The sequence below is a fragment of the Pedobacter sp. GW456-11-11-14-TSB4 genome (genome assembly GCF_059424425.1).
Window position 1 is genome coordinate 156,591 of sequence record NZ_JBWKZK010000003.1, and the last position, 22,327, is coordinate 178,917.

11 protein-coding genes are annotated in these 22,327 nt (G+C 35.2%); all 11 read left to right on the forward strand.

Annotation, left to right across the window (positions count from 1 at the left end; genetic code table 11):
- The first annotated feature begins 21 nt into the window (after positions 1–21).
- Positions 22–480, forward strand: a complete 459-nt coding sequence (locus AC07XU_RS12410) for a MaoC family dehydratase (RefSeq protein ID WP_494943947.1) — start codon at positions 22–24, stop codon at positions 478–480.
- Between the two features lie 474 nt (positions 481–954).
- Complete coding sequence (locus AC07XU_RS12415; RefSeq protein WP_494943948.1) at positions 955–2,886, forward strand: 7TM diverse intracellular signaling domain-containing protein; 1,932 nt, start codon at positions 955–957, stop codon at positions 2,884–2,886.
- A gap of 297 nt (positions 2,887–3,183) precedes the next feature.
- Positions 3,184–6,378 (forward strand): SusC/RagA family TonB-linked outer membrane protein, encoded by a 3,195-nt coding sequence (locus AC07XU_RS12420; protein WP_494943949.1) that lies wholly within the window; start codon positions 3,184–3,186, stop codon positions 6,376–6,378.
- A gap of 4 nt (positions 6,379–6,382) precedes the next feature.
- Positions 6,383–8,101 (forward strand): RagB/SusD family nutrient uptake outer membrane protein, encoded by a 1,719-nt coding sequence (locus AC07XU_RS12425; protein ID WP_494943950.1) that lies wholly within the window; start codon positions 6,383–6,385, stop codon positions 8,099–8,101.
- A gap of 37 nt (positions 8,102–8,138) precedes the next feature.
- Complete coding sequence (locus AC07XU_RS12430) at positions 8,139–11,216, forward strand: SusC/RagA family TonB-linked outer membrane protein (RefSeq protein ID WP_494943951.1); 3,078 nt, start codon at positions 8,139–8,141, stop codon at positions 11,214–11,216.
- A gap of 11 nt (positions 11,217–11,227) precedes the next feature.
- Positions 11,228–12,973, forward strand: coding sequence for a RagB/SusD family nutrient uptake outer membrane protein (locus AC07XU_RS12435; RefSeq protein ID WP_494943952.1), 1,746 nt, complete (start codon positions 11,228–11,230; stop codon positions 12,971–12,973).
- Positions 12,974–13,045: 72 nt separating this feature from the next.
- Positions 13,046–14,875, forward strand: coding sequence for a glycoside hydrolase family 2 protein (locus AC07XU_RS12440; RefSeq protein ID WP_494943953.1), 1,830 nt, complete (start codon positions 13,046–13,048; stop codon positions 14,873–14,875).
- Between the two features lies 1 nt (position 14,876).
- Positions 14,877–16,298, forward strand: a complete 1,422-nt coding sequence (locus tag AC07XU_RS12445) for a hypothetical protein (RefSeq protein ID WP_494943954.1) — start codon at positions 14,877–14,879, stop codon at positions 16,296–16,298.
- 2 nt (positions 16,299–16,300) lie between these two features.
- Positions 16,301–17,377, forward strand: coding sequence for an endo-1,4-beta-xylanase (locus tag AC07XU_RS12450; protein WP_494943955.1), 1,077 nt, complete (start codon positions 16,301–16,303; stop codon positions 17,375–17,377).
- Positions 17,378–17,393: 16 nt separating this feature from the next.
- A complete protein-coding gene (bglX, locus tag AC07XU_RS12455; protein ID WP_494943956.1) occupies positions 17,394–19,634 on the forward strand; it encodes a beta-glucosidase BglX in 2,241 nt (746 codons plus the stop codon).
- A gap of 37 nt (positions 19,635–19,671) precedes the next feature.
- Entirely contained in the window at positions 19,672–22,326 is a 2,655-nt protein-coding gene (locus AC07XU_RS12460) for a glycoside hydrolase family 2 TIM barrel-domain containing protein (protein ID WP_494943957.1), read from the forward strand.
- Position 22,327 lies beyond the last annotated feature (1 nt).

Genomic DNA, 22,327 nt, shown 5'->3' on the forward strand with positions numbered 1-22,327 from the left:
CACTTATAAGAAGAAAAAAATATGGTTGTTGTTAATAGTTACGAAGAGTTTGAAGCTCATTTAGGTAAAGAAATTGGTTTGTCGCAGTGGCATACCATCAATCAAGATCAGATTAATAAATTTGCTGATGCTACATTAGACCACCAGTGGATCCACACTGATGAAGAAAAAGCAGAAAAAGAAGGTCCATTTAAAGCTACCATCGCTCATGGTTATCTGACTTTATCCTTAATCCCATATTTATGGAAACAGATTGCAGATATTAGAAATATCAAAATGGAAATTAATTATGGGATTGAAAATTTTAAATTCGGACAGCCAGTAATTGTTAATAGTGAAGTTCAATTGAAGGCCAAATTAAAATCTATAGTTAATTTAAGAGGCATAACAAAAGTAATTATTGAAGCAACTTTAAGCATTAAAGATCAAAGTAAGCCCGCCTATACAGGTGATGTAATGTTCTTATATCATTTTAATTAAATACCACAAAGGCTAAAGAAATATATTTAGCCTTTGTTTATTTTGCATTTTTTTTTAAAAATTCTGAATACCTTTTTCTTTAGCAATTTAACTATTAATTAAAATGTTTTTTGCATTTGTTTTTGTTTGCACTCGCATCTCTATTGTTGTTATAACTATTTAGACAAATAAGTTAGATTGTTATGCATCTCACAATTTAGGTAGCTATTCAATGCCATTTTTTTCGGTATGATCGCAGAAACCATTTCCTTTTTTATAGAACTAGTTTTGATATGTTTCATTTTATTATTGATATGAAAAATTATAACCTCCATTAATTTGAATTTAGCTTTTTAGATATTTATCGATAATTAATTTTTTATAGAGCCACATTTAATTTATTGTTAATATATTTAATCGTTAATAAACAATTAACGATTAGTAGGAGCCTGATGTTATATACTTTAAACTTATTAACTTTTTTGAAACTCAATTATGGTTATTAAGCAACTAAAGATCATATTTAGATTTACTTTATTTGCGTTATTCTCAATTTCAAACCAAGTTTACTCACAACAGCTTGTAACCATTGAAAAACAAACAAAAGAACATATTTTTGTTAACAAGGAAATTGTTTGTTTAGAAGACGAAAATGGAAATTTAACGATTGACGAAGTTAAAAGCAATGCTAATAAAGATAGATTTGTAGAAAATATTAATTTTTATCCAAAAAACTACAACCGTTCTTCTGCTTATTGGTATCGCCTTAAAGTAAGATTTAAGGAAGATTTAAATCATTCGGCTATAATTGAATTTTTCGATCAAATTACTGATCACGTTGAAGCTTATTTGCCAAATGAAAATGGTAATTATGTTAAAAGTATTGCTGGCGCCGATTTAAAGTTTAGAGAGAGATCCTTTCATCATAAAAATTTCCAATTTCTAGTTAACACCGATAAAAAAGGGGAGTACTATTATTATTTCAGGGTAAAATCTAAGGATCAGGTAAATGTTATTATTGTTTTTAGAACAGTAGAACGATTTATTGGATATGCGCTATCAGAGTACATCATGTTTGGTTTTTTTTACGGCATGATTGTGATTTTCAGTTTTCATAATCTATTGATGTTTTTGGCTGTAAGAAGACGACAATACCTATTTTATATTTTATATGTTTTAAGCGTTGGGTTGTTCGAAATGTCAACCGATGGTATTGCCTTTCAATATCTATGGCCAAATCATCCGGTTTGGAACGAGTATGCTTATGGAGTTTCACTTTTTTTCTTAAGCACCTTTGGATTGATTTTTACCAAAGAACTTTTACATGTTAAAATAAAAGCACCAAAAATTAATACTGTTATCAATTTGGTAATTGTACTTAGGCTGATTTACTTTTTGGTCTGTTTAATTTATAGCAACGATTGGTTTAAATACAAATTTTTAGAATTCATTCCCTTATCGCTGTGTTTCTTTACTGGTATTTACATTTGGTGGAAAAAGGAATACGGACCAGCTAGGTTTTTTGTATTGGGTTACTTTTTCTTATCACTTGGGTTTATCATCAAAATTGTTCATATTTTAGGTTGGTCTAGGTTATTTATTGGTAATGTTGTTGGGTACTACAGTTTAAGTTTTGGGTTTTTGCTGGAGATGGTTTTTTTATCATTTGCCATTGGCGATCAAGTAAGAATTTTAAGGCGTAAAAAAGAAAATGCTCGAAAACAAATTATTAAACAAATGCAGGTTAATGCAGAGCTAAAGGACAATATTAACAAAGAACTAGAATACAAGGTAGAGTTGCGTACAAAAGAAGTGCAACAAAAATCTGAAGAGTTATTACAGAAAAACATCACTATTGAGCATCAAAACGAAGAATTGTTGTCAAAAAATAATTTGTTAGAGCATCAGGCTGATGAAATTTCTAGGATGAATATTTTGTTAGAAAAAGACAACATTAATCTTAAAAGCAATATTGAAAAAGTTAGGGAAGCGAGGGTAAATGCAACAGAGGTTGATTTTGAAGAATTTAGTCTAAAATATCCTGATAAAGATTCGTGTTATAAATTTTTGTCGGATATGAAATGGGAAAATGGCTATGCTTGTATCAAGTGCAATAATACCAGCTACTGCAATGGTAAAGTTCCATTTAACCGCCGATGCACTAAATGCGCTTATGAAGAATCTGTGTTGCACGATACAATATTTGAAAACAATAGAATTCCAATTAATAAGGCTTTTTATTTGGTTTATTTAATTTACAATCACAAAGGAGCAATATCTTCTCATAAACTCTCAGAAAGAATTGGAATAAGACAAAGTACCTGTTGGACCTACGCCTCGAAGGTTAAAAAAGTAATGGAAGATCGGAAGAAAGACACTAAAGGAACAGGTAAATCTGGGTGGAGTAAGCTCATCATTAACAAATAAGTGAGTTACAACAGCTAAAATCTTCGTTTAGAGCTTGCATAAAACGTTTTTCTGCATTTTATTTCATTTTTTTTTAATGTGATTTTAACGTATCAGCACTTTTATTTTGCTTGGCTTTATCTACAAGTAAATCAATTACTTAAAGAAAACTAAAGATGCGAATAAAGCGTATCAAAAATTTTATAACTAATTATATATCAGCTAATTATGAAAAAAAATATTTGCATTTAAGAATGTGATTATTCTATATTTACTGAACCAAATATTTTGGAATACTAATCAACCAAATTAAACTGTATGAGGAAAATTCTATTAAAAAGAATTTTGCGGAAAATTTCTATAACACTGCTATGGTGTTTATTTCTGCAAATTAGTGCTTCAGCTATTACTATTAATCATAGTATCAAGCTCAATTATCTAACTACATCTGCAATCGACTTAAAAAAAAGAGTAAATAAGCCCAATTCTTTTTTTGCAGATATAACCGGTGTAGTTGTAGATACCAAAGGATATCCATTGCCAGGTATCGGCGTTAAAGTAAAAGGAACTCATAATGCCATATCAACAGATGTTGATGGAAAGTTTACCTTACGTAATGTAGATGCTCAGGCAATTCTTGTTTTTACCAGTATTGGTTACAAAGAGCAGGAGATAGCTTTAAAAGGCAGAACTTCCATTCAAGTTACTTTAGAGGAAGACGCTAAAGGATTGGATGAAGTTATTGTAGTTGGGTACGGAACTCAGAAAAAAGCTAGTGTAACTGCAGCTATTTCACAAATTAGTTCTGAAGACATTCTGAAATCGCCAACTCCAAATCCAACGAATAGTTTAATTGGTAGATTACCAGGTTTAATTGCTGTTCAAACCAGTGGTCAGCCAGGTGCAGATGCATCAACTATAAGAATTAGAGGTATAGCCACGCTAAACTCAGCTTCTGCATCAGCAATTGTTGTTGTTGATGGTATTGAGCGCCCTAGCTTTGCAGATGTTGATCCGAATGAAATAGAAACAGTTTCTATACTAAAAGATGCAGCTTCTACAGCCATCTATGGATTAAAAGGAGCAAATGGTGTCATCGTAATTACAACAAAAGTTGGTAAAATTGGAAAGCCACGTGTAACTTATACCGGCAATCTTGCGGCACAAACTTATACTGGTTTAGCAGTGGGCCTGCCAGCGTTAGAAAATGCAACTCTTTTAAATAGGGCATATCTAAATGATAACAAAGCAGCCCCGTTTTCTGATGAAGCTATTCAAAAATTTGCTGATAAATCTGATCCGATTGGCTATCCAGATGTACAGTGGTTTGATTATTTAACAAAGAAGTATTATTCTCAAACCCAGCATAATATCAATATTAATGGTGGTACCAAAATTGCAAAATACTTTGTTTCTGCCGGTTATTCATTTCAGGATGGTATTTTCAAAAAGTTTGACTCGCCTTATGGCATCAACACAGTACCTAATTATAACAGGTATAACTTCAGATCGAACGTTGATTTAACTTTAAGCAAAGATTTAACGGTAGGCATTAAATTAGGCGGTCGGTTTGCCAACCGTTACCAACCTTCTGGTTTGCTATCTGCGTCGGCATTTTCTTATGATACCATTGAGGGGATGATTTCTCGTATCTTACAAGTTCCTGCATATGCTTATCCTGTAACGTTACCTGATGGAAGAATAACAGCTAACCCAAATGTTGGTACCAATATTTGGAATCCATTTGCAATATTAACACGTTATGGTACTCGTAATGATGATATCAACACCATCGAAAGCACTTTTAATCTAGATTACAAGTTAGATTTCATTACAAAGGGTTTAACTTTTAAAACCATATTCGGCTATGATTCTTATTACAACAATGTGGAGAGAAGAAATGCCAATTGGGCAGCATATGTTTTTAATCCTATTACTAGAGAAGCAACATTATCAACTGATACGCGTAACCGTGATGAGCCTTTAGGAGCAGTACAAAATGGTGGAGTAACATCCGGTAGCACAAATATGAACATTCAAACCTCATTTAACTATGCACGTACTTTCGGTAAGCATAGTGTAAATGGAATGTTATTAGGTAGAAGAGAGCTTATTCGTACCACGGGTGATAACTCTTTTAGCGCTCCTCCAAGAGCTGCCCAAGGATTAGCGGCTCGTTTCTTTTATGAGTATGATAGCCGTTATATTGTAGAAGTAAATGGAACTTATAATGGTTCAGAAAATTTTGCTCCAGGATTAAGATATGGTTTGTTTCCATCAGTCTCGGCAGGATGGACATTAACGAATGAACCTTTCTTTAAAAAGAATAATTTACTGACTTATTTGAAATTAAGAGGTAGTTATGGTTTAGTAGGGAATGATAGAATTGCTGATCAAAGATTTTTATTTCTTACTTCCTACTCAGCAAATGCTTCGTCTCCATTCGGAAATCCTTTATCAATAACAAATTTCCCTACGTTATTTATCAACTCTACATCATTAGGTAATGATCAGGTAACTTGGGAAACTGGTTACAAGCGAAATATAGGTTTAGAGGCTAGGTTATTTAAAGATCATTTAAAGCTTAATGTTGATTTATTTGATGAGACACGTAAAGATATTTTAACAGCGGCTTTAAGCGGATTAGAGCTTTTTGGTCATGCTTATCCACGTTTAAATGTTGGTGAAGTTTACAACAAAGGATATGAAGTAGAGCTAGATTATCAGGCAACTGTTGGACAAGTATCACTTGGTTTAAACGCACAAGTTGGTTATGCAAAAAACAGAATTGTAGAAAATGATGAACCAGATGGTTTGCCAGATAGAGACGCTAGAAAAGGTAAAAGCGTTGGGCAATTTATTGGTTATAAAACCGATGGTTTTTACACTTCTCAAGCAGATATCGATGCTTCGCCAAAACAACAAGGTTTTAATCCAATACCTGGCGATTTAAAAATGAGAGATTTAGATGGCGATGGTTTAATTACAACTTTAGATCAAACATCAATCGGTTACACCAATAACCCAGAGTATGTGTACAGTTTTACACCACGAGTTGCATTTAAAGGTTTAACCCTATCGGTTATGTTTCAAGGTGCTGCTAATGTAAGTTCTAATGTAATTTTATCTGAGCAAAACAATGGTCAGCAAATGTACCCATTCATGCTTAATGCTTGGACACCGGAGAATGCAGCTACCGCAACATGGCCAGCTTTACACTCAAGAGGTACGGCATCTTTAAATTATGCTTTAAATGATTTTACCTTACAAAATGCTGCTTACTTAAAAATTAGAAACGTAGAAATTGCCTATAATTTACCTAAAACTTGGTCTACCGCTTTAAAACTGAGTAATATCAGAGTTTTTATGAACGGTCAAAATCTATATACATGGACAAAATTCAAGATGTATTTAGATCCTGAAAATTTGAATGTGGTTAATCAAACATTTCCACTTCAATCGCTTTATCCAAGTTCAAGAGTTTACAATTTTGGATTAAACATTAATTTCTAAAATGATGAAAAAATATATCAAACATATACTAGTTTTCCTAATTACTGTCGGCTTTGTATCCTGCAAAAAAGACTTTTTAGAAAGAACACCAGGAGTAGCCATTAGCGAAGAAGAAATTTTTGCTAATCCTGCTTTGGCAGCAAGATTTGCCGATAACGCCTATAACTATCTCATTCATAAATATGTACGTTTTAACGATCACCGCGGTTGTGTAGCTCAAGCTTCAGATGAAGCTGTTTCTGGTAATTCGGAAGGAACTGTTACATCTTTAAATCGAGGTTTGTATCACGAGCATTCTACACAAGCATCATTAAATGATATTGGAGATATTTGGGAAAGAATGTACATGGGCATAGCTATAACCAATAAAATGCTTGCCAGAATTAATGATGTGCCACCTTCTCCTAATGCCACCGTTCCTATTTTTGATCCGAAGCGTATAGAAGGGGAGATGAGATTTATACGTGCCATGTCTTATTTTGAATTAACCAAAAGATTTGGAGGTGTACCATTAGTTGATAAAGTTTATGAAGTTAATGACGACATTAATTTGCCTAGAAAAACTTTTCAAGAAATTACTGATTTTATCTTAGCAGATTTAGCAATAGCTGTAACCAAATTGGGTAACGATGAAGATTACAGTGCATCTAATTACGGTAGACCAACTATTGGTGCCGCACAGGCATTAAAAGCACGTGTGTTACTCTATGCGGCTAGTCCTTTAAACAATCCATCAAATGATAAGGCAAAATGGAAAGCTGCTGCTGATGCATCATTGGCATTAATGGATGGAAGATATGCATTGCAAGCAACCTATGCTGATATCTTGAACGTACCAAGCTCACCAGAATACATCATGATCAGAATTAAAGGTAATACACCTCTAGCTGGTGAAATGATGCAAGATTTTTCAATGTCTCCTGGTTCTGGTGGTGCTCAAGGTCAGATGAACCCAACACAAAACCATGTTGATATGTATGAAATGGCAAATGGTAAGCCAATTACAGATCCAACATCTGGTTACAATCCTGCAAATCCTTATGCTGGTAGAGAGCCTCGTTTTTACGCTAATATTATTTATAATGATTTACCTTGGCAGGGAAGAAGGATCCAAATGTGGGCTACAGGTACAGCTCCAAACTTATCGTACGGAGTAGATTGGGATCCAAGAAATATCACCTATACCGCAACAAGGTATTACTGTAAAAAATATTGGCCAGAAGTTTATAGAACTGTCGGGGGTAGTACAACTTTGCTCAACTATATTTATTTCCGTTATGCAGAAGTGTTATTGAATTATGCAGAAGCACAAAATGAATTTTTAGCTGCTCCAGATGCAACTGTTTACAATGCTTTGGTTCTTATTCGCCAAAGAGCGGGCATTGCTCGCGGTACCGGGGTTTATGGTTATGGTTTAAAAGATAATATGAACACTTTAGAGATGCGTGAGGTGATTAGGCATGAGCGTGCTATTGAGTTGGCTTTCGAAGATCATCGTTGGTATGATATTATGCGTTGGAAAATTGGTGCTACCACGATTGCTGTACCTATGAAAGGTATGGATGTGTTTAGAAACAGCAATGGTTCTTTCACCTATAATGTATTCACCTTAGGTAACAATTTCCAAAAAACATGGAATGAGCGTCAAAATCTTTACCCAATACCTCGTCCAGAGATTTTTAAAAGTAAAGGTGTATTAACTCAAAATCCTGGTTGGGAGTAAGCTGTCTATCATTCACGCAATAAGATTTTATTCAATTATGAAATTATCAAAATCAAAATATATCGTATGTCTGCTATTTTTATGGATGGCTGGGCTGCACGTTTATGGGCAACAAAATCCCGATGAACAAATTACAATTAAAGGAAAAGTGATAGATCAAGACAAAAAACCATTACCTGGTGTCGCGATTTCAATCCAAGAAGACAAAAAGAACAGAACTGTGAACACCAATGCCAATGGTGAGTATACTATAGAAACTTCAACAAGTGATGTGCTAGTATTTAAAATGATTGGTTATGGTACAATTTATAAGCCAGCAGGCGAAGTAAATAATATTGCTTTAACGTTAACAAAATCTTTAATAGATGCTGGAGATGATGATTTGGTATACATCCCATTTGGAGTTCGAAAAAAGAGGGAAGTTACAGCTTCAATTAGCACCATTAAAGCCGAAAATTTACCTCAAATTCCTTCATCATCATTAACAAATGTTTTTACAGGTCGCTTACCAGGATTAAATATCTATCCAAGTGGTTCGCAGCAACCAGGTTATGATGAATCGAGCTTTTTAATTAGAGGAAGATCATCTTACAACAGCAATCAGGAGCCATTAATTTTGGTTGATGGCATTGAGCGTAGCTTTACAGCAATGGATTTAGGCGAAATAGAAAGTGTTAGTGTTTTTAAAGATGCGGCAACTTTAGCGTGGTACGGAATGTACGCTGCAAATGGCGTAATCTATGTAAAAACCAAAAGAGGTAGCGCAACCTCTACTAAAGTTACTTTCGATGGGCAAGCTGGATTACAAGCTCCGTTAAATATTGCTAGTCCGCTAGATGCGTTTAGTTATGCAACCTTGTACAACGAAGCTTCAATTAATAGTGGTGGTACAGCAATTTACGATGCTACGGCATTACAGGCTTACCAAACCGGTTCAGATCCTATCAAATATCCAAACAATAATTTTGTTAAAGATTTTACCAAATCTGTTGCACCAACACAACGTTATGTAGCAAGTGTAAGCGGTGGTAATGCATTCATCAAATATTACACTTTATTAAGTGCTTATCAACAAGGTGGTTTTTACAAAGGTGGTTTTAACGAAACTTATGATGCTAACACGAATTTTAGCAGATATAATTTACGTACCAATTTAGATTTACATGTTAACAAAAATTTAGATGTTGCTTTAGATATTGGCGGAAGAATTACCAATCTAACCTTCCCCAACCAAGGAACTGGTGCATTTTTAAATGCGGTTTACAGCACGCCGGCCAATGCTTTTCCAGTACTTAATCCTAACGGATCTTACGGCGGAACATCAATTTTTCCGACAAGTAATCCGAAAGCGATGTTAGAAGCACGTGGGGCCAGTACTGATTTGGTAAGGAATATGATTGCTACCATTAGCGCAAGACAAAAAATGAACGGCATTTTGCAAGGTTTAACTGCTGAGCTTTTTTATGCTTATGATATTTCTGGTGCATACAGATCTGGATTTTCTCAAACTTATGAAACATCAGAGTTGTTGCCAACCGGATTATATGCCACTTATGGTACGGCCAACAAAGTTGATTATCAAGCCAACAGTTTCTCTGGCAACATTAGAAAAAGTGAATTTTGGGCAGGTTTTGATTATGACAGAACTTTTGGAGATCATGATATCAAATTCAGTACACGTGTATCACGACAAGTTTACTCTACATTCGGAAACTTGGATGTTAAACGCGAAGGTATTTCTGGAAGGATGACTTATGGCTTTAAACAACGCTATTTTATGGATTTAACAGCTGGTTATTCTGGTTCAGAAAACTTTGCTGTAGGCAGAAGATTTGGTTTCTTTCCGGCAGTTTCGGCAGGATGGATTATTTCTGATGAAGATTTCATGAAAGGTTCTGCTAGCGTTTTGGATTTCTTAAAAATTAGAGGTTCATTTGGCTTAGTTGGTAATGATGCAATCGGCAGCGCCAGAAGATTTGCTTTTAATGATTTCTTTGCCAGGAGCTCAACAGGATATACTTTCGGTACAGGTTACACTGGTGTGGGCGGTTCTGCCCAATTGGCTTTGGCAAATCCATTTTTAACATGGGAAAAAGCATACAAATCAAGTGTAGGCTTTGATGCTAAAATGTTTAAACAATCACTTTCAATAAGTGCTGATTACTTTTATGAGAATAGAAAAGATTTAGCAACAGGCTCATTATTGCCTAATATTCTAGGTCAGAATTTGGTTTTTGTTAATGAAGGTCAAGCATCATACAAAGGTTTTGAAACGGGTATTAATTACAACAAAAAAATTGGTCAAGTTAATTTGAATTTGTTCGGTAACTACACCTATCAAGTGAGTAAGATTTTAGCAATTAACGAAGCAGCAAATTTGCCAGAATACCAAAAAGCTTTAGGCAGGCCAATTACAAGTGTAATTTCGCCAGCTGCAACTGCAACAACAGGCGCAGGTTACATCAACAGCATGTTAATATCTAATGGTATTTTTCAAACTCAAGCAGAAATTGATGCAGCACCAACACAGCTTTTCTCAAGAACAGTTAAACCAGGTGATATCAGGTATGTAGATCAAAATGGAGACGGATTAATCAATGATTTAGATCGTGTAAAAACTGACTTTAATTTTGTGCCAAAATCAGTTTTTGGTTTTGGAGCTGGAGTTGCCGTTAAAGGTTTCGATTTAAACTTCTTATTGCAAGGAACATTGGGTAGCTCTATTACCATCCAACAATTAGTTAACGCGGGCAATACAAACAACGGGTTTTTGAATCAGTATAGTGTAGATAGATGGACACCATCAAATCCGAATGCTCCTTTCCCAAGACTGTTACTAGCAGATAGAGGAAACAATACGGTTAACTCAGATTTTTGGATCCGGTCTGGAGACTTTTTGAGATTGAAAAACATCGAGCTAGGTTATTCATTACCAGATGCATTTGTAAAGAAACTAAAATTACAACAGTTGAGGTTTTATGTTGGTGGTTTAAACTTAGTAACCTTTGATAAATTGGGAGATTTGGACATAGATCCTGAGTTACCAGAATCAGGTTACAACTCATCATATCCTTATATGAAAATCTATTCATTCGGTTTAAACTTGAAATTTTAATGATTAACAAGATGAAAAAAAATATATGCTATATATTCCTAGCTGCAATTTTAGTTACAGCAGGTTGTGAAAAAGATAAATTTCTTCAAGATGGATCATTCAGTGGTACAAATGATGTTACTGAGGCTCAACTTTGGGCAAATCCAGATTATGCCAGAAATTTTTTGAACAACGTTTATGCTTCACTATCAGATCGATATAATTTAGGTGATGGTGCATTATTGGCTTCGGCAACTGATGAAGCGGTTAACTCAAATTTGAACTCGGGCATCAACACTTTTACTAATGGTACATGGAACGCAGCTAGAACTGTTGATGATGTATATACTGATATGTATGCTGGTATTAGAAAAGCAAACATGTTTTTAGAAAAAGCAAATGGCAGTGCAATTATTCCTATTGATGAAGTGCTACCTGCCAATGTTGCCGCCAACCAAACTTATGATGCTCAAATCCAACGCTTGCTGGGTCAGGCTTATTTTTTAAGAGCATTTTTCCAGTTCGAATTGTTAAAACGTTATGGTAGATATGTAATTGTTACTAAAACTTTATCGGTTAATGATGAGCTAGATTTACCAAGAAATACTTTTGATGAATGTGTTAAACAAATTTCGGATGACTGTGAAGCAGCAATCTCAAGGTTGCCATTATCACCAGTAGAATGGAGAACAGTTGATAGAGGCAGAGCAACACAAACTGCAGCTATGGCTTTAAAAGCCAGACTATTGTTGTATGCAGCTAGTCCGCAATACAATACCACAAATAGTTTAGCTAAATGGCAGGAAGCTGCTAATGCGGCAAAACGTATTATGGATACTGGTAAACACGGCATATATTCTTCTTATCCAAACATTTGGCTTTGGAATACTGCTGCAGCATTTAATAACGAAACGATTTTTGCAACCGCTACTCTTAATACTACGAGCATCGAGACCAATAATGCGCCAGTTAGTTATGATGGTGCAAATGGCCGTACAAACCCTACACAAGAATTTGTAGACGCTTTTGAAATGAGAACAACAGGTAAACCAATTTCTGATGCAACATCTGGCTACAATGCAAGTGCACCTTACACCAACAGAGATCCTCGTTTAGGTTTTACAGTTCTTTTCAACTCAGCTTCGGTACAACCAGCTGTAGCAACTACCAATTTTAAATCTCGACCAGTTGAAACTTTTGTTGGTGGAAAAGATGGTTTAGGATTGAATGTAAATGCTACCAAAACGGGTTACTACATGCGTAAATATTTAAGCGAGAGTGCATCTTGGGCAGGAACAACAACAAATATCCGTCGCCCATGGATTTTCCTTAGATATGCAGAGGTTTTATTAAACTATGCGGAAGCTCTAAATGAGGCTCAAGGAGCTGCTCAAGTTACAGAAATTTTAAGAGTTGTTAATTTGGTTAGGGCAAGAGCTGGTGTAGCAATGCCAGCTTTGCAAACTACAAATCCGGCAGGTAATGCTTATGTGGCCCCAACTCAAATAGAATTGCGTAAAAGAATTAGAAACGAACGTAGAGTAGAGTTGTGTTTTGAAGAACATCGTTTCTTTGATGTGAGAAGATGGAAGGAGGGTGAAACCACTTTTAGCGGACCAGTTACAGGGATGAGAATTACACCAATAACGGCAACAACTTTTACGTATACGCGTTTTACTGTTGATAATAGAGTATTCACAGCAAGAAATTACCTTTATCCAATTTCACAAAACGAATTGAACAGATCGCCAAAACTGGGCCAAAATACAGGTTATTAGTGCTAAGAAAAATCAACAGCTGGTAGTTGCTATCAGCTGTTGATATTACAATTAAACATTCATCAAAATACTATGCTAAAATTAAAAAATAGAGTACTCATAATCTGCTTTTCGCTACTTACATCATTCTGTTACGCTCAAGTTAACTCTATACAAAACATTCAATCTCGTAAGATTATAAGCCTTAATGGAAAGTGGAATTATATTGTAGATCCTTACGAAAATGGGTTTTACGATTATAGACACGATCCTTTTGATCAGTCTAAATCTGGTTCAGGTGGTTTTTATGATGATAAGGTTCAAAAAAGTAAATCAGAATTAATTGAATATAATTTTGATCTGTCTCCACAAATGAATGTGCCTGGCGATTGGAATTCGCAGTCAGAAAAATTAGAATTATATGAAGGCACAGTATGGTTAAGGAGAAAATTTAATGCACAGCCAGAAAAAGGAAAAAAATACATCGTGTATTTTGGTGCAGTTAATTACGAGGCTCATGTTTATTTAAACGGTAAAAAATTAGGTATCCACAAAGGTGGATTTACTCCATTTCAATTTGATGTAACTGATAAACTAAAAGATGGAGAAAACTCTTTAGTTGTAAAGGCAGATAATACTCGAAAACCTGATGAAATACCCACGGTTAATACAGATTGGTGGAATTATGGTGGCATTACCAGAGATGTTTTTTTAGCAGAACTGCCAAATCATTACATACAAGATTACAAGTTACAATTAATTAAAGGCAGCAATAATACTTTAAAATTAGATGTAAAGCTTGAAGATGCAACTTCAGGGCAAGAAATAACGCTCACTATCCCCGAATTGAAATTAGAAAAAAAGTTTACTACAAATAGCGAAGGTAAAATTAGTGAACAATTTCAGTGGAATAGGCTAAATTTTTGGTCTCCAGAAAACCCTAAACTTTATGCCGTTACTATTAAATCGGCAACAGAAACGCTACAAGATAAAATAGGCTTTAGAACTATTGAAACTAAAGAAAATAACATATTATTAAATGGCAAATCGATCTTTTTAAGAGGGATTTCTATCCATGATGAAAACCCATTATTGGCTGGTAGATTACGTTCTGAAGGAGATATGCGAATGATTTTGCAATGGGCAAAGGATATGAATTGCAATTATGTGCGTTTGGCTCATTATCCACATAATGAAGAAATGGTTCGTTTGGCCGATGAAATGGGTTTATTGGTTTGGGCCGAAGTGCCAGTTTATTGGACCATTAGTTGGGAAAATCCGGGTACGTATGCAAATGCAAAACAACAACTTACCGATTTAATTGTGAGAGATAAAAACAGAGCAAGCGTTATTGTTTGGTCTATTGGCAACGAAACCCCATTAAGTGCACCAAGATTAAGTTTTATGAGCAATCTTGCTGAAACAGCTAGAGGTTTAGATGATACACGCTTAGTTGCAGCTGCTTTGGAAGTGCATAGAGAAGGCAAAACTATCATCTTAAACGATCCTTTAGGTGAGAAAATTGATTTGGTAAGTTTTAATGAATATGCAGGTTGGTATTGGGGTGGCACACCAAGTGAAATTACCAGTTACAATTTTAATATTAAATACAATAAACCGGTAGTTATTACAGAGTTTGGTGGCGATGCTTTGGGTGGTTTTCATGCTGATGAGAATACCCGTTGGAGTGAAGAATATCAGGAGGCCTTATATAAAAATCAAATTACGCTGTTAAGTAAAATTGATGCACTAAGAGGTATGACCCCATGGATTTTGGCAGATTTTAGATCACCAAGAAGACAACATCCCGTGTATCAAAATTTTTGGAATAGAAAGGGTTTAATCAGCGAAACAGGTAAAAAGAAAAAAGCATATTTTGTTTTACAAGATTACTATAACCAAATGCAGGCTAAATATAAATAACATGAACAAATTTGGATTGATTATTGGATTATTTACACTCTCACAATTATCAGCTTTCGCTCAAGATAGTTTAGATTTTAAACTAAAAGTTGATGCAAGAAAAGTAGAAAAAAATTCTTCAGTAAATGCTTATTTCACCCCATATAAACCATTTGCTACAAGAACATTAAACAGTTTAACCGGTTTTAAAGCTAAAACCATAAAAACCGATGTTTATGGCGGAAGGTTAGATCGTAAAGAAAAAGCTACTGGATTTTATTATACTAAAAAAGTGAATGGCAGATGGTGGGCTATCGATCCAAAAGGTCATTTATTTTTGCATAATGCTGTTGTAGCCGTCAACTATGGCTCATCAGAGAGAAATAAAAATGCTTTTGGCAAGGAGTATGGAGATGAAAAAAATTGGATTTCAAAAACACAATCTTACTTAAATGAAAATGGCTTTAATGGAGTTGGCGCATGGTCAAACACCAATGTGATTACCAACTCTCCGTTGCAAAAAACAAAACCATTAGCATATACCATTAACCTTGATTTTATGAGCGCTTATGGCGATAAAAGGGGTGGTACATATGTAGTTCCGGGGCATAAAGGTTATCCAAATAACGTGATTTTCGTTTTTGATCCACAGTTTGAAGAATTTTGCGACGGACATGCTAAAAAGCTTTTGGCCTATAAGGATGATCCAAATTTATTTGGCTATTTTTCTGATAATGAAATGCCTTTGGGTATTAAAAATTTAGATGGTTATCTAACACTAAAGGATAAAAATAATCCAGGTTACTTAGCAGCCAAAACATGGATTGATGATAGAGGAATTTCAGCTGATCAACTTACCGATGAAATTCGATTGGCATTTTTGTCTGTTGTAGCTGATAAATACTTTTCGATCGTTTCAAAAGCGATTAAAAAATACGATCCTAATCACATGTATTTGGGATGCAGGTTTCATGGTCAGCAAAGTAAATGGGAACCTTTGTGGCGTTCTGCCGGAAAATATACTGATGCCATTTCGATGAATTACTATAACGCTTGGACACCAAATCAGAAAGAGATGGCTAATTGGGCAAATTGGTCTGGTAAATCTTTCCTGATAACCGAATGGTACGTAAAAGCAGATGATTCTGGTTTAGGGAATACCGCAGGGGCGGGATGGGTGGTTAAGACTCAAAACGACAGAGGTTTATTTTACCAAAACTTCACCCTTGGTTTAATTGAATCTAAAAATTGCATTGGTTGGCATTGGTTTAAATATATGGACAATGACCCAGATCAAAAGGGAGCAGAACCTTCTAATACAAATGCAAATAAAGGCATTGTAAATAACGATTATCAACCTTATTCGCCTTTGGTTGATAAAATGAAAGAACTTAATCTGCAAATGTATCAACTCACAGATTTTTTTGACAAGAAAAAGCGCTAGACATGAATAGCTATTTAAAACTCATTTGCATTATCCCACTTGCTTTTTTAGCTTGTTCTAAAAAAAGCCAAACGTCAATAACTCCAGATATTTCTCCAGAAATTGTAGTAAAAGGAGACGGAACGCTAAAAGAGAAATTACCTTTCCCAATAGGTGCTGCACTAAATGTTGGGTTGCTTAAAAACAATACTAATTATCGCAATTTGGTAATTAAAGAATTTAATAGTGTAACAGCAGAAAACGTAATGAAAATGAATGCATTACGTCCATCTGCAACAACTTACAATTGGACTGATGCAGATTACCTAGTAGATTTTGCCAGAGCTAATGGCAAAAGAGTGCATGGGCATACCTTAAATTGGTATAAATCATTGCCAGATTGGGTAAATAACTTTAATGGTACTACGGCAGAATGGGAAAATCTATTAAAAACGCATATCGAAACCGTTGTTGGGCGATATAGGGGTAAAGTTTCATCATGGGATGTAGTTAACGAAGCCTTAGAAGACGACGGCACTTATCGCAATAGCATATGGGTGCAAAAATTAGGTGTAGGTTATATTGAGCGAGCTTTTCAATATGCAAGAAATGCGGATCCAGATGCTTTATTATTTTATAACGATTATGGGCATGAATATAGTGCAACAAAAAGAGCCGCAATTATAAAATTGGTAACAGATTTAAAGGCAAAAGGTATACCTATTAACGGTATTGGTTTACAAATGCATACCCGTTACAACCAAACCGACGCCAATCTTGCTGCCGCCATAAATACTGCTGCGGCTACAGGTTTAAGAGTTCATATCTCAGAATTAGATATTGCTTTAAATCCAGATAATAATCAATCGCTTACTTATACAACAGCATTAGGAGAGCTTCAGGCAGCAAAATACAAATTCATTGTAAAAACATTTTATGCTATTCCTCGAGAGCAGCAATTTGGCTTAACCACTTGGAATGTTACCGATGCAGATAGCTGGATTCCATCAAATTACAATCGCCCAGATTGGCCAATGCCATTTAATAATCTATACCAAAGAAAAGCAGCTTACCAAGGCATTTTAGATGGAGTAAAATAAATCAAACAACTATAAAATGATTAAAAATAATTTAACAGCAATCCTGTTTTTGGGGTTTTTATTGCAAATAATTTCAGTTTCTGCCCAAAAAAGAGCTTTAAATAAAATAGATTTTGAGGTAGATTCTGTGTTGAAACTGATGACTCTTGATGAGAAAATCGGGCAGTTAAATCAATACACCGGAGATAGAGACGCAACAGGCCCAATTACAAATAGTCCGAATAAATTAAAAGAAGTTAGAGAGGGTAGGTTAGGCTCAATGCTTAATGTTCGTGGTGCAAAAGAAACTAGAGCTGTACAAGAAGTTGCTATGCAATCTAGGTTAAAAATTCCTCTTTTATTTGGGCTTGATGTAGTACACGGTTATCGCGTTACTTTCCCTATCCCTTTGGCCGAAGCAGCAAGTTGGGATTTGGCTGAAATTGAAAATGCTGCTAGGGTTGCGGGTAGAGAAACGGCTGCATCTGGCATTCATTGGACCTTTGCACCAATGGTTGATATCGGCCGTGATCCGCGTTGGGGCAGGGTAATGGAAGGCGCAGGAGAAGATACTTATTTAGGTTCTAAAATAGCCTATGCCCGCGTTAAAGGTTTTCAGGGTAAGGGTTTGGGTAATTTAGATGCGGTAATGGCATGCGTAAAGCATTTTGCCGCTTATGGTGCCGCAATTGCGGGAAGAGATTACGCTGCGGTTGATATGAGCGAGCATGCCTTATGGGAATATTACTTGCCACCTTTTAAAGCTGGTTTAGATGCCGGTGCGGCAACTTTCATGAACTCATTTAATACACTAAATGGAATACCTGCAACCGGAAATGCTTATTTGCAACGCGATATTTTAAAAGGAAAATGGGGTTTTAATGGTTTTATGGTAAGCGATTGGGGCTCTATCGGCGAAATGGTTGCTCATGGTTTTTCGAAAGATAAAAAGCAAGCTGCCGAACAGGCGATTAAAGCTGGTAGCGATATGGATATGGAAAGCAGAAGTTACTTGCCTTACCTAGCTCAATTGGTTAAAGAGAACAAAGTTGATATTGCGCTAATTGATGATGCAGTTAAAAGAATTCTACACAAAAAGTTCGAGTTAGGCCTTTTTGATGATCCTTATCGTTTTAGCGATATAGCTCGCCAAGAGCAAGAAATAAATTCAGCAGCCAATAAACAAGCAAGTTTAAGGATGGCTGAAAAGAGTATCGTATTACTTAAAAATAATAATCAAACTTTACCACTTACAAAAAAATTAAAGAAAATTGCAGTAATTGGTCCCTTGGCTAAATCTGAAAAAGACATGCAAGGTTTTTGGTCGGTTTCTTGGCAAAACGATAAATTGATATCCTTGTTTGAGGGCTTGCAAAACAAGGTTGGTAAACAAACAGACTTACTTTACGCCAAAGGTTGTGAAATTGCTGACACCAGTAAAGCTGCATTTGCAGAAGCGCTAGCAATAGCCAAACAAGCCGACGTTGTGGTGATGGCAGTTGGCGAAGCCTACGATATGAGCGGTGAAGCAAAGAGTAAAGCAAATATTCATCTGCCTGGTGTGCAAGAAGATTTAATTAAAGCGATAAAAGCTACCGGAAAACCTGTTGTGGTTTTGGTAATGGCTGGCCGACCGTTGGTTTTTAATTACACAGCTGAAAATGCTGATGCTATTATGTACACTTGGTGGTTAGGTAGCGAGGCAGGAAATGCAATGGCAAATGTTTTGTATGGCGATTATAATCCTTCAGGTAAATTACCAATGACTTTTCCTCGTGATGAAGGACAAATACCCATTTATTATAATCATTTAAGTACAGGCAGGCCAGCTAAAAATGATCAGGATACCAGGTACCGCTCAGCCTATTTAGACATGCAAAACAGCCCCAAATTTGCTTTTGGATATGGTTTGAGCTACACCAATTTTGAATATTCGAATTTAAAATTGAGCGAAAAAGAGATGGGCTTAAACGATAAAATCAATGTGAGTTTTACTTTAAAAAATACAGGAAACTTTAATGGTGAAGAGGTAGCTCAACTTTATTTGCAAGATAAATTTGCTTCGGTTACCAGACCAGTTAAAGAGCTAAAAGATTTTAAAAAGGTGATGTTAAAACCTGGCGAAAGTAAAACCATCAACTTTGTTATTGATAAAGAAAAACTTTCGTTCTATAACCAAAAATTAGAATGGGCGGCAGAGCCTGGCGATTTTAAATTGATGATTGGAACTGCTTCAGATCAAATCAGGTTAGAAAGTGATTTTAGTTTAACCAACTAATTAATTATGCTAAATCAAACTATTTACAGCAGCTGAGATGAATATGATCAAGAAATATCTGCTATTGCTGCTTTGTTCGGCTGTTTTTGGATTGGACTTGGCTGCTCAGTCCCCACGTATGTTATTGAATTATAATGCGGGTTGGAGATTTAGCAAAGCAAATAGCAATGGTTCACAAATTGTAAATTTGCCACATACTTGGAATGCGGTGGATGTAGTGGATGATTTACCAGGTTATTATCGTGGCGTTGGTATTTATAAAAAGAAACTTGATCTTAAAACAGAGTGGAAAAACAAAAAGCTATTTCTCTATTTCGAAGGTGCAAATCAGGAAACTGAAATATTTTTAAATGGCAAAAAAATAGGTAGTCACATTGGTGGATATTCAGGTTTTCGTGTAGCCTTATTGGGTTTAAAATTTGATGGGACTGATGAAATTACCGTTAAAGTTGATAATAGCTATAATGAAAATATTGCTCCTTTAACTGCAGATTTTACATTTTTTGGTGGCATTTACAGAAATGTAACTTTACAGGTTTTGGCAACAACTCATTTTAATGATGAGCAATTTGGTAGCCAAGGGGTTTTTGTACATGGCGAAAATGTATCTACAAGAAATGCAGAAGTTGTGGTGAATGGAAACTTTGTGAACAATGGAGCCGAAAGGCTAATTGCAATCACAACATTAATAACCAACAGTAATGGTGAAAAAATTAACGAAAGTAAGTTTTTAACCGTGGCTCGAACTCAGCAAAATATTGCCTTTCAACTGCCAAAAATTCAAATCAAACAGCCCAATTTATGGTCGCCATCAAATCCTTACTTATACATTGCAACAACAAGATTAATTGATCAAAAAACAGGTAAAGTATTAGATGAAATTAAAACACCAGTTGGCTTAAGATTTTTTAGTTTTGATGTAGCCAAAGGGTTTTACTTAAACGGCAAACCTGTAAAATTAATTGGAGCAAGCAGGCATCAAGATTATGCAGGTTTGGGTAATGCTGTGCCAAAATCTTTGCAAATAAAAGATGTAGAGTTGCTAAAACAAATGGGCGGTAATTTTTTACGTGAGGCTCATTATCCACAAGACCAGGCTGTTTTAGCCGCTTGCGATAGTTTAGGGATTTTAACTTCCGTTGAAATTCCAATTGTAAATGAAATTACAGAAAGCGTTGATTTTACTGCCAATGCAAAAGCAATGCAGCTAGAAATGATTAAGCAAAACTACAACCACCCAAGTGTAATTATATGGGCGTACATGAATGAGGTTTTGCTAAAAATGAGGCACAGTAGCAATCCCGATAGAAAAAAACTTTATTTAGCTAACATAGAAAAACTAGCCCAAGAGTTAGAAGATTTAACCCGTAAAACTGATGCGACTAGGTATACTTTAATGAGTAACCATGGCGATGTAAATGGATATATTAAGGCAGGATTAGTTAAAATACCAATGTTGGTTGGTTGGAATTTATACCAAGGATGGTATGGGGGCAAGATAGAAGATTTTGGTCCCAACTTAGATAAAATACATCAGCTTGTTCCAGATAAGCCACTTTTAGTTACTGAATATGGGGCAGATATTGATGATAGAATACATGCTTTTCCGCCAGTAAAATTTGATAAAAGTTTAGAATATGGCATGCTTTATCATCAAACCTATTTAAAAGATATTTTACAAAGACCATTTGTTGTTGCTGCTGCAGTTTGGAATTTAGCCGATTTTAGTTCGGAAACTCGAGAAGAAACCATGCCACACGTTAACAATAAAGGCTTATTAACTTTAGATAGAAAACCAAAAAATACTTTTTTTCTTTATCAGGCAAATTTATTAAATAAGCCATTTATTAAAATTGGTGATGGAAATTGGAACTTTAGAAGCGGAGTAGCAAAAGCCAATGAAAATACGGTAATGCAAATGGTGCAGGCAATAGGCAATACTGATAGCGTAGAACTTTTTGTAAATGGCAAAAGCTTGGGTAAAAAAAATGCAGTAGAAAGAATAACCACTTGGCAAGTACCTTTTAAAGATGGTGTTAATGAACTTAAAGCAGTTTCAATGGCTATGGGTAAAAAGATTGAAGACGTCTCAAAAATCAACTTTGTTTTACAACCTTTTAATTTTAAAGAAGGGCAGATTTTTAAACAAATTAATATCCTTTTAGGCAGTCAAAGACAATTTATAGATGACCAAAACCAAGTTTGGTTGCCTAGTAAAGTTTATGAAACTGGTTCTTGGGGCAGTTTTGGAGGAGAGTTTTTTAAAGTTAAAGGCAACAATCGCCAAAGTTATGGCACTGATAAAAATATTGTTGGAACGGCAAACGATCCAATTTACCAAACGCAATTGATCGGATTGGATGCTTATCAATTTGATGTGCCTAATGGTAAGTATGAGTTAACCTTGCATTTTGCTGAATTGGAGGGCACAAACACCCTAAACTTGCCCTACAACCTCGATAGTTTAAATGCAGGCAATAGTCAAATACCAGCGCAAAGAATTTTTGATGTTTTTCTGAATGACAAATTGATCATCAAAGACTTAAATCTAGTATCAAAATATGGCGCTACAAATGCTGTTAAAAAGGTTTTTGAGTATACTGTAGTCGATAAAGGTGTAATTAAAATCGTATTTAAAAGTATAAAAGGTAAAGCCGTGTTAAATGCCTTACAGTTAAAGCAAATTCAATAAC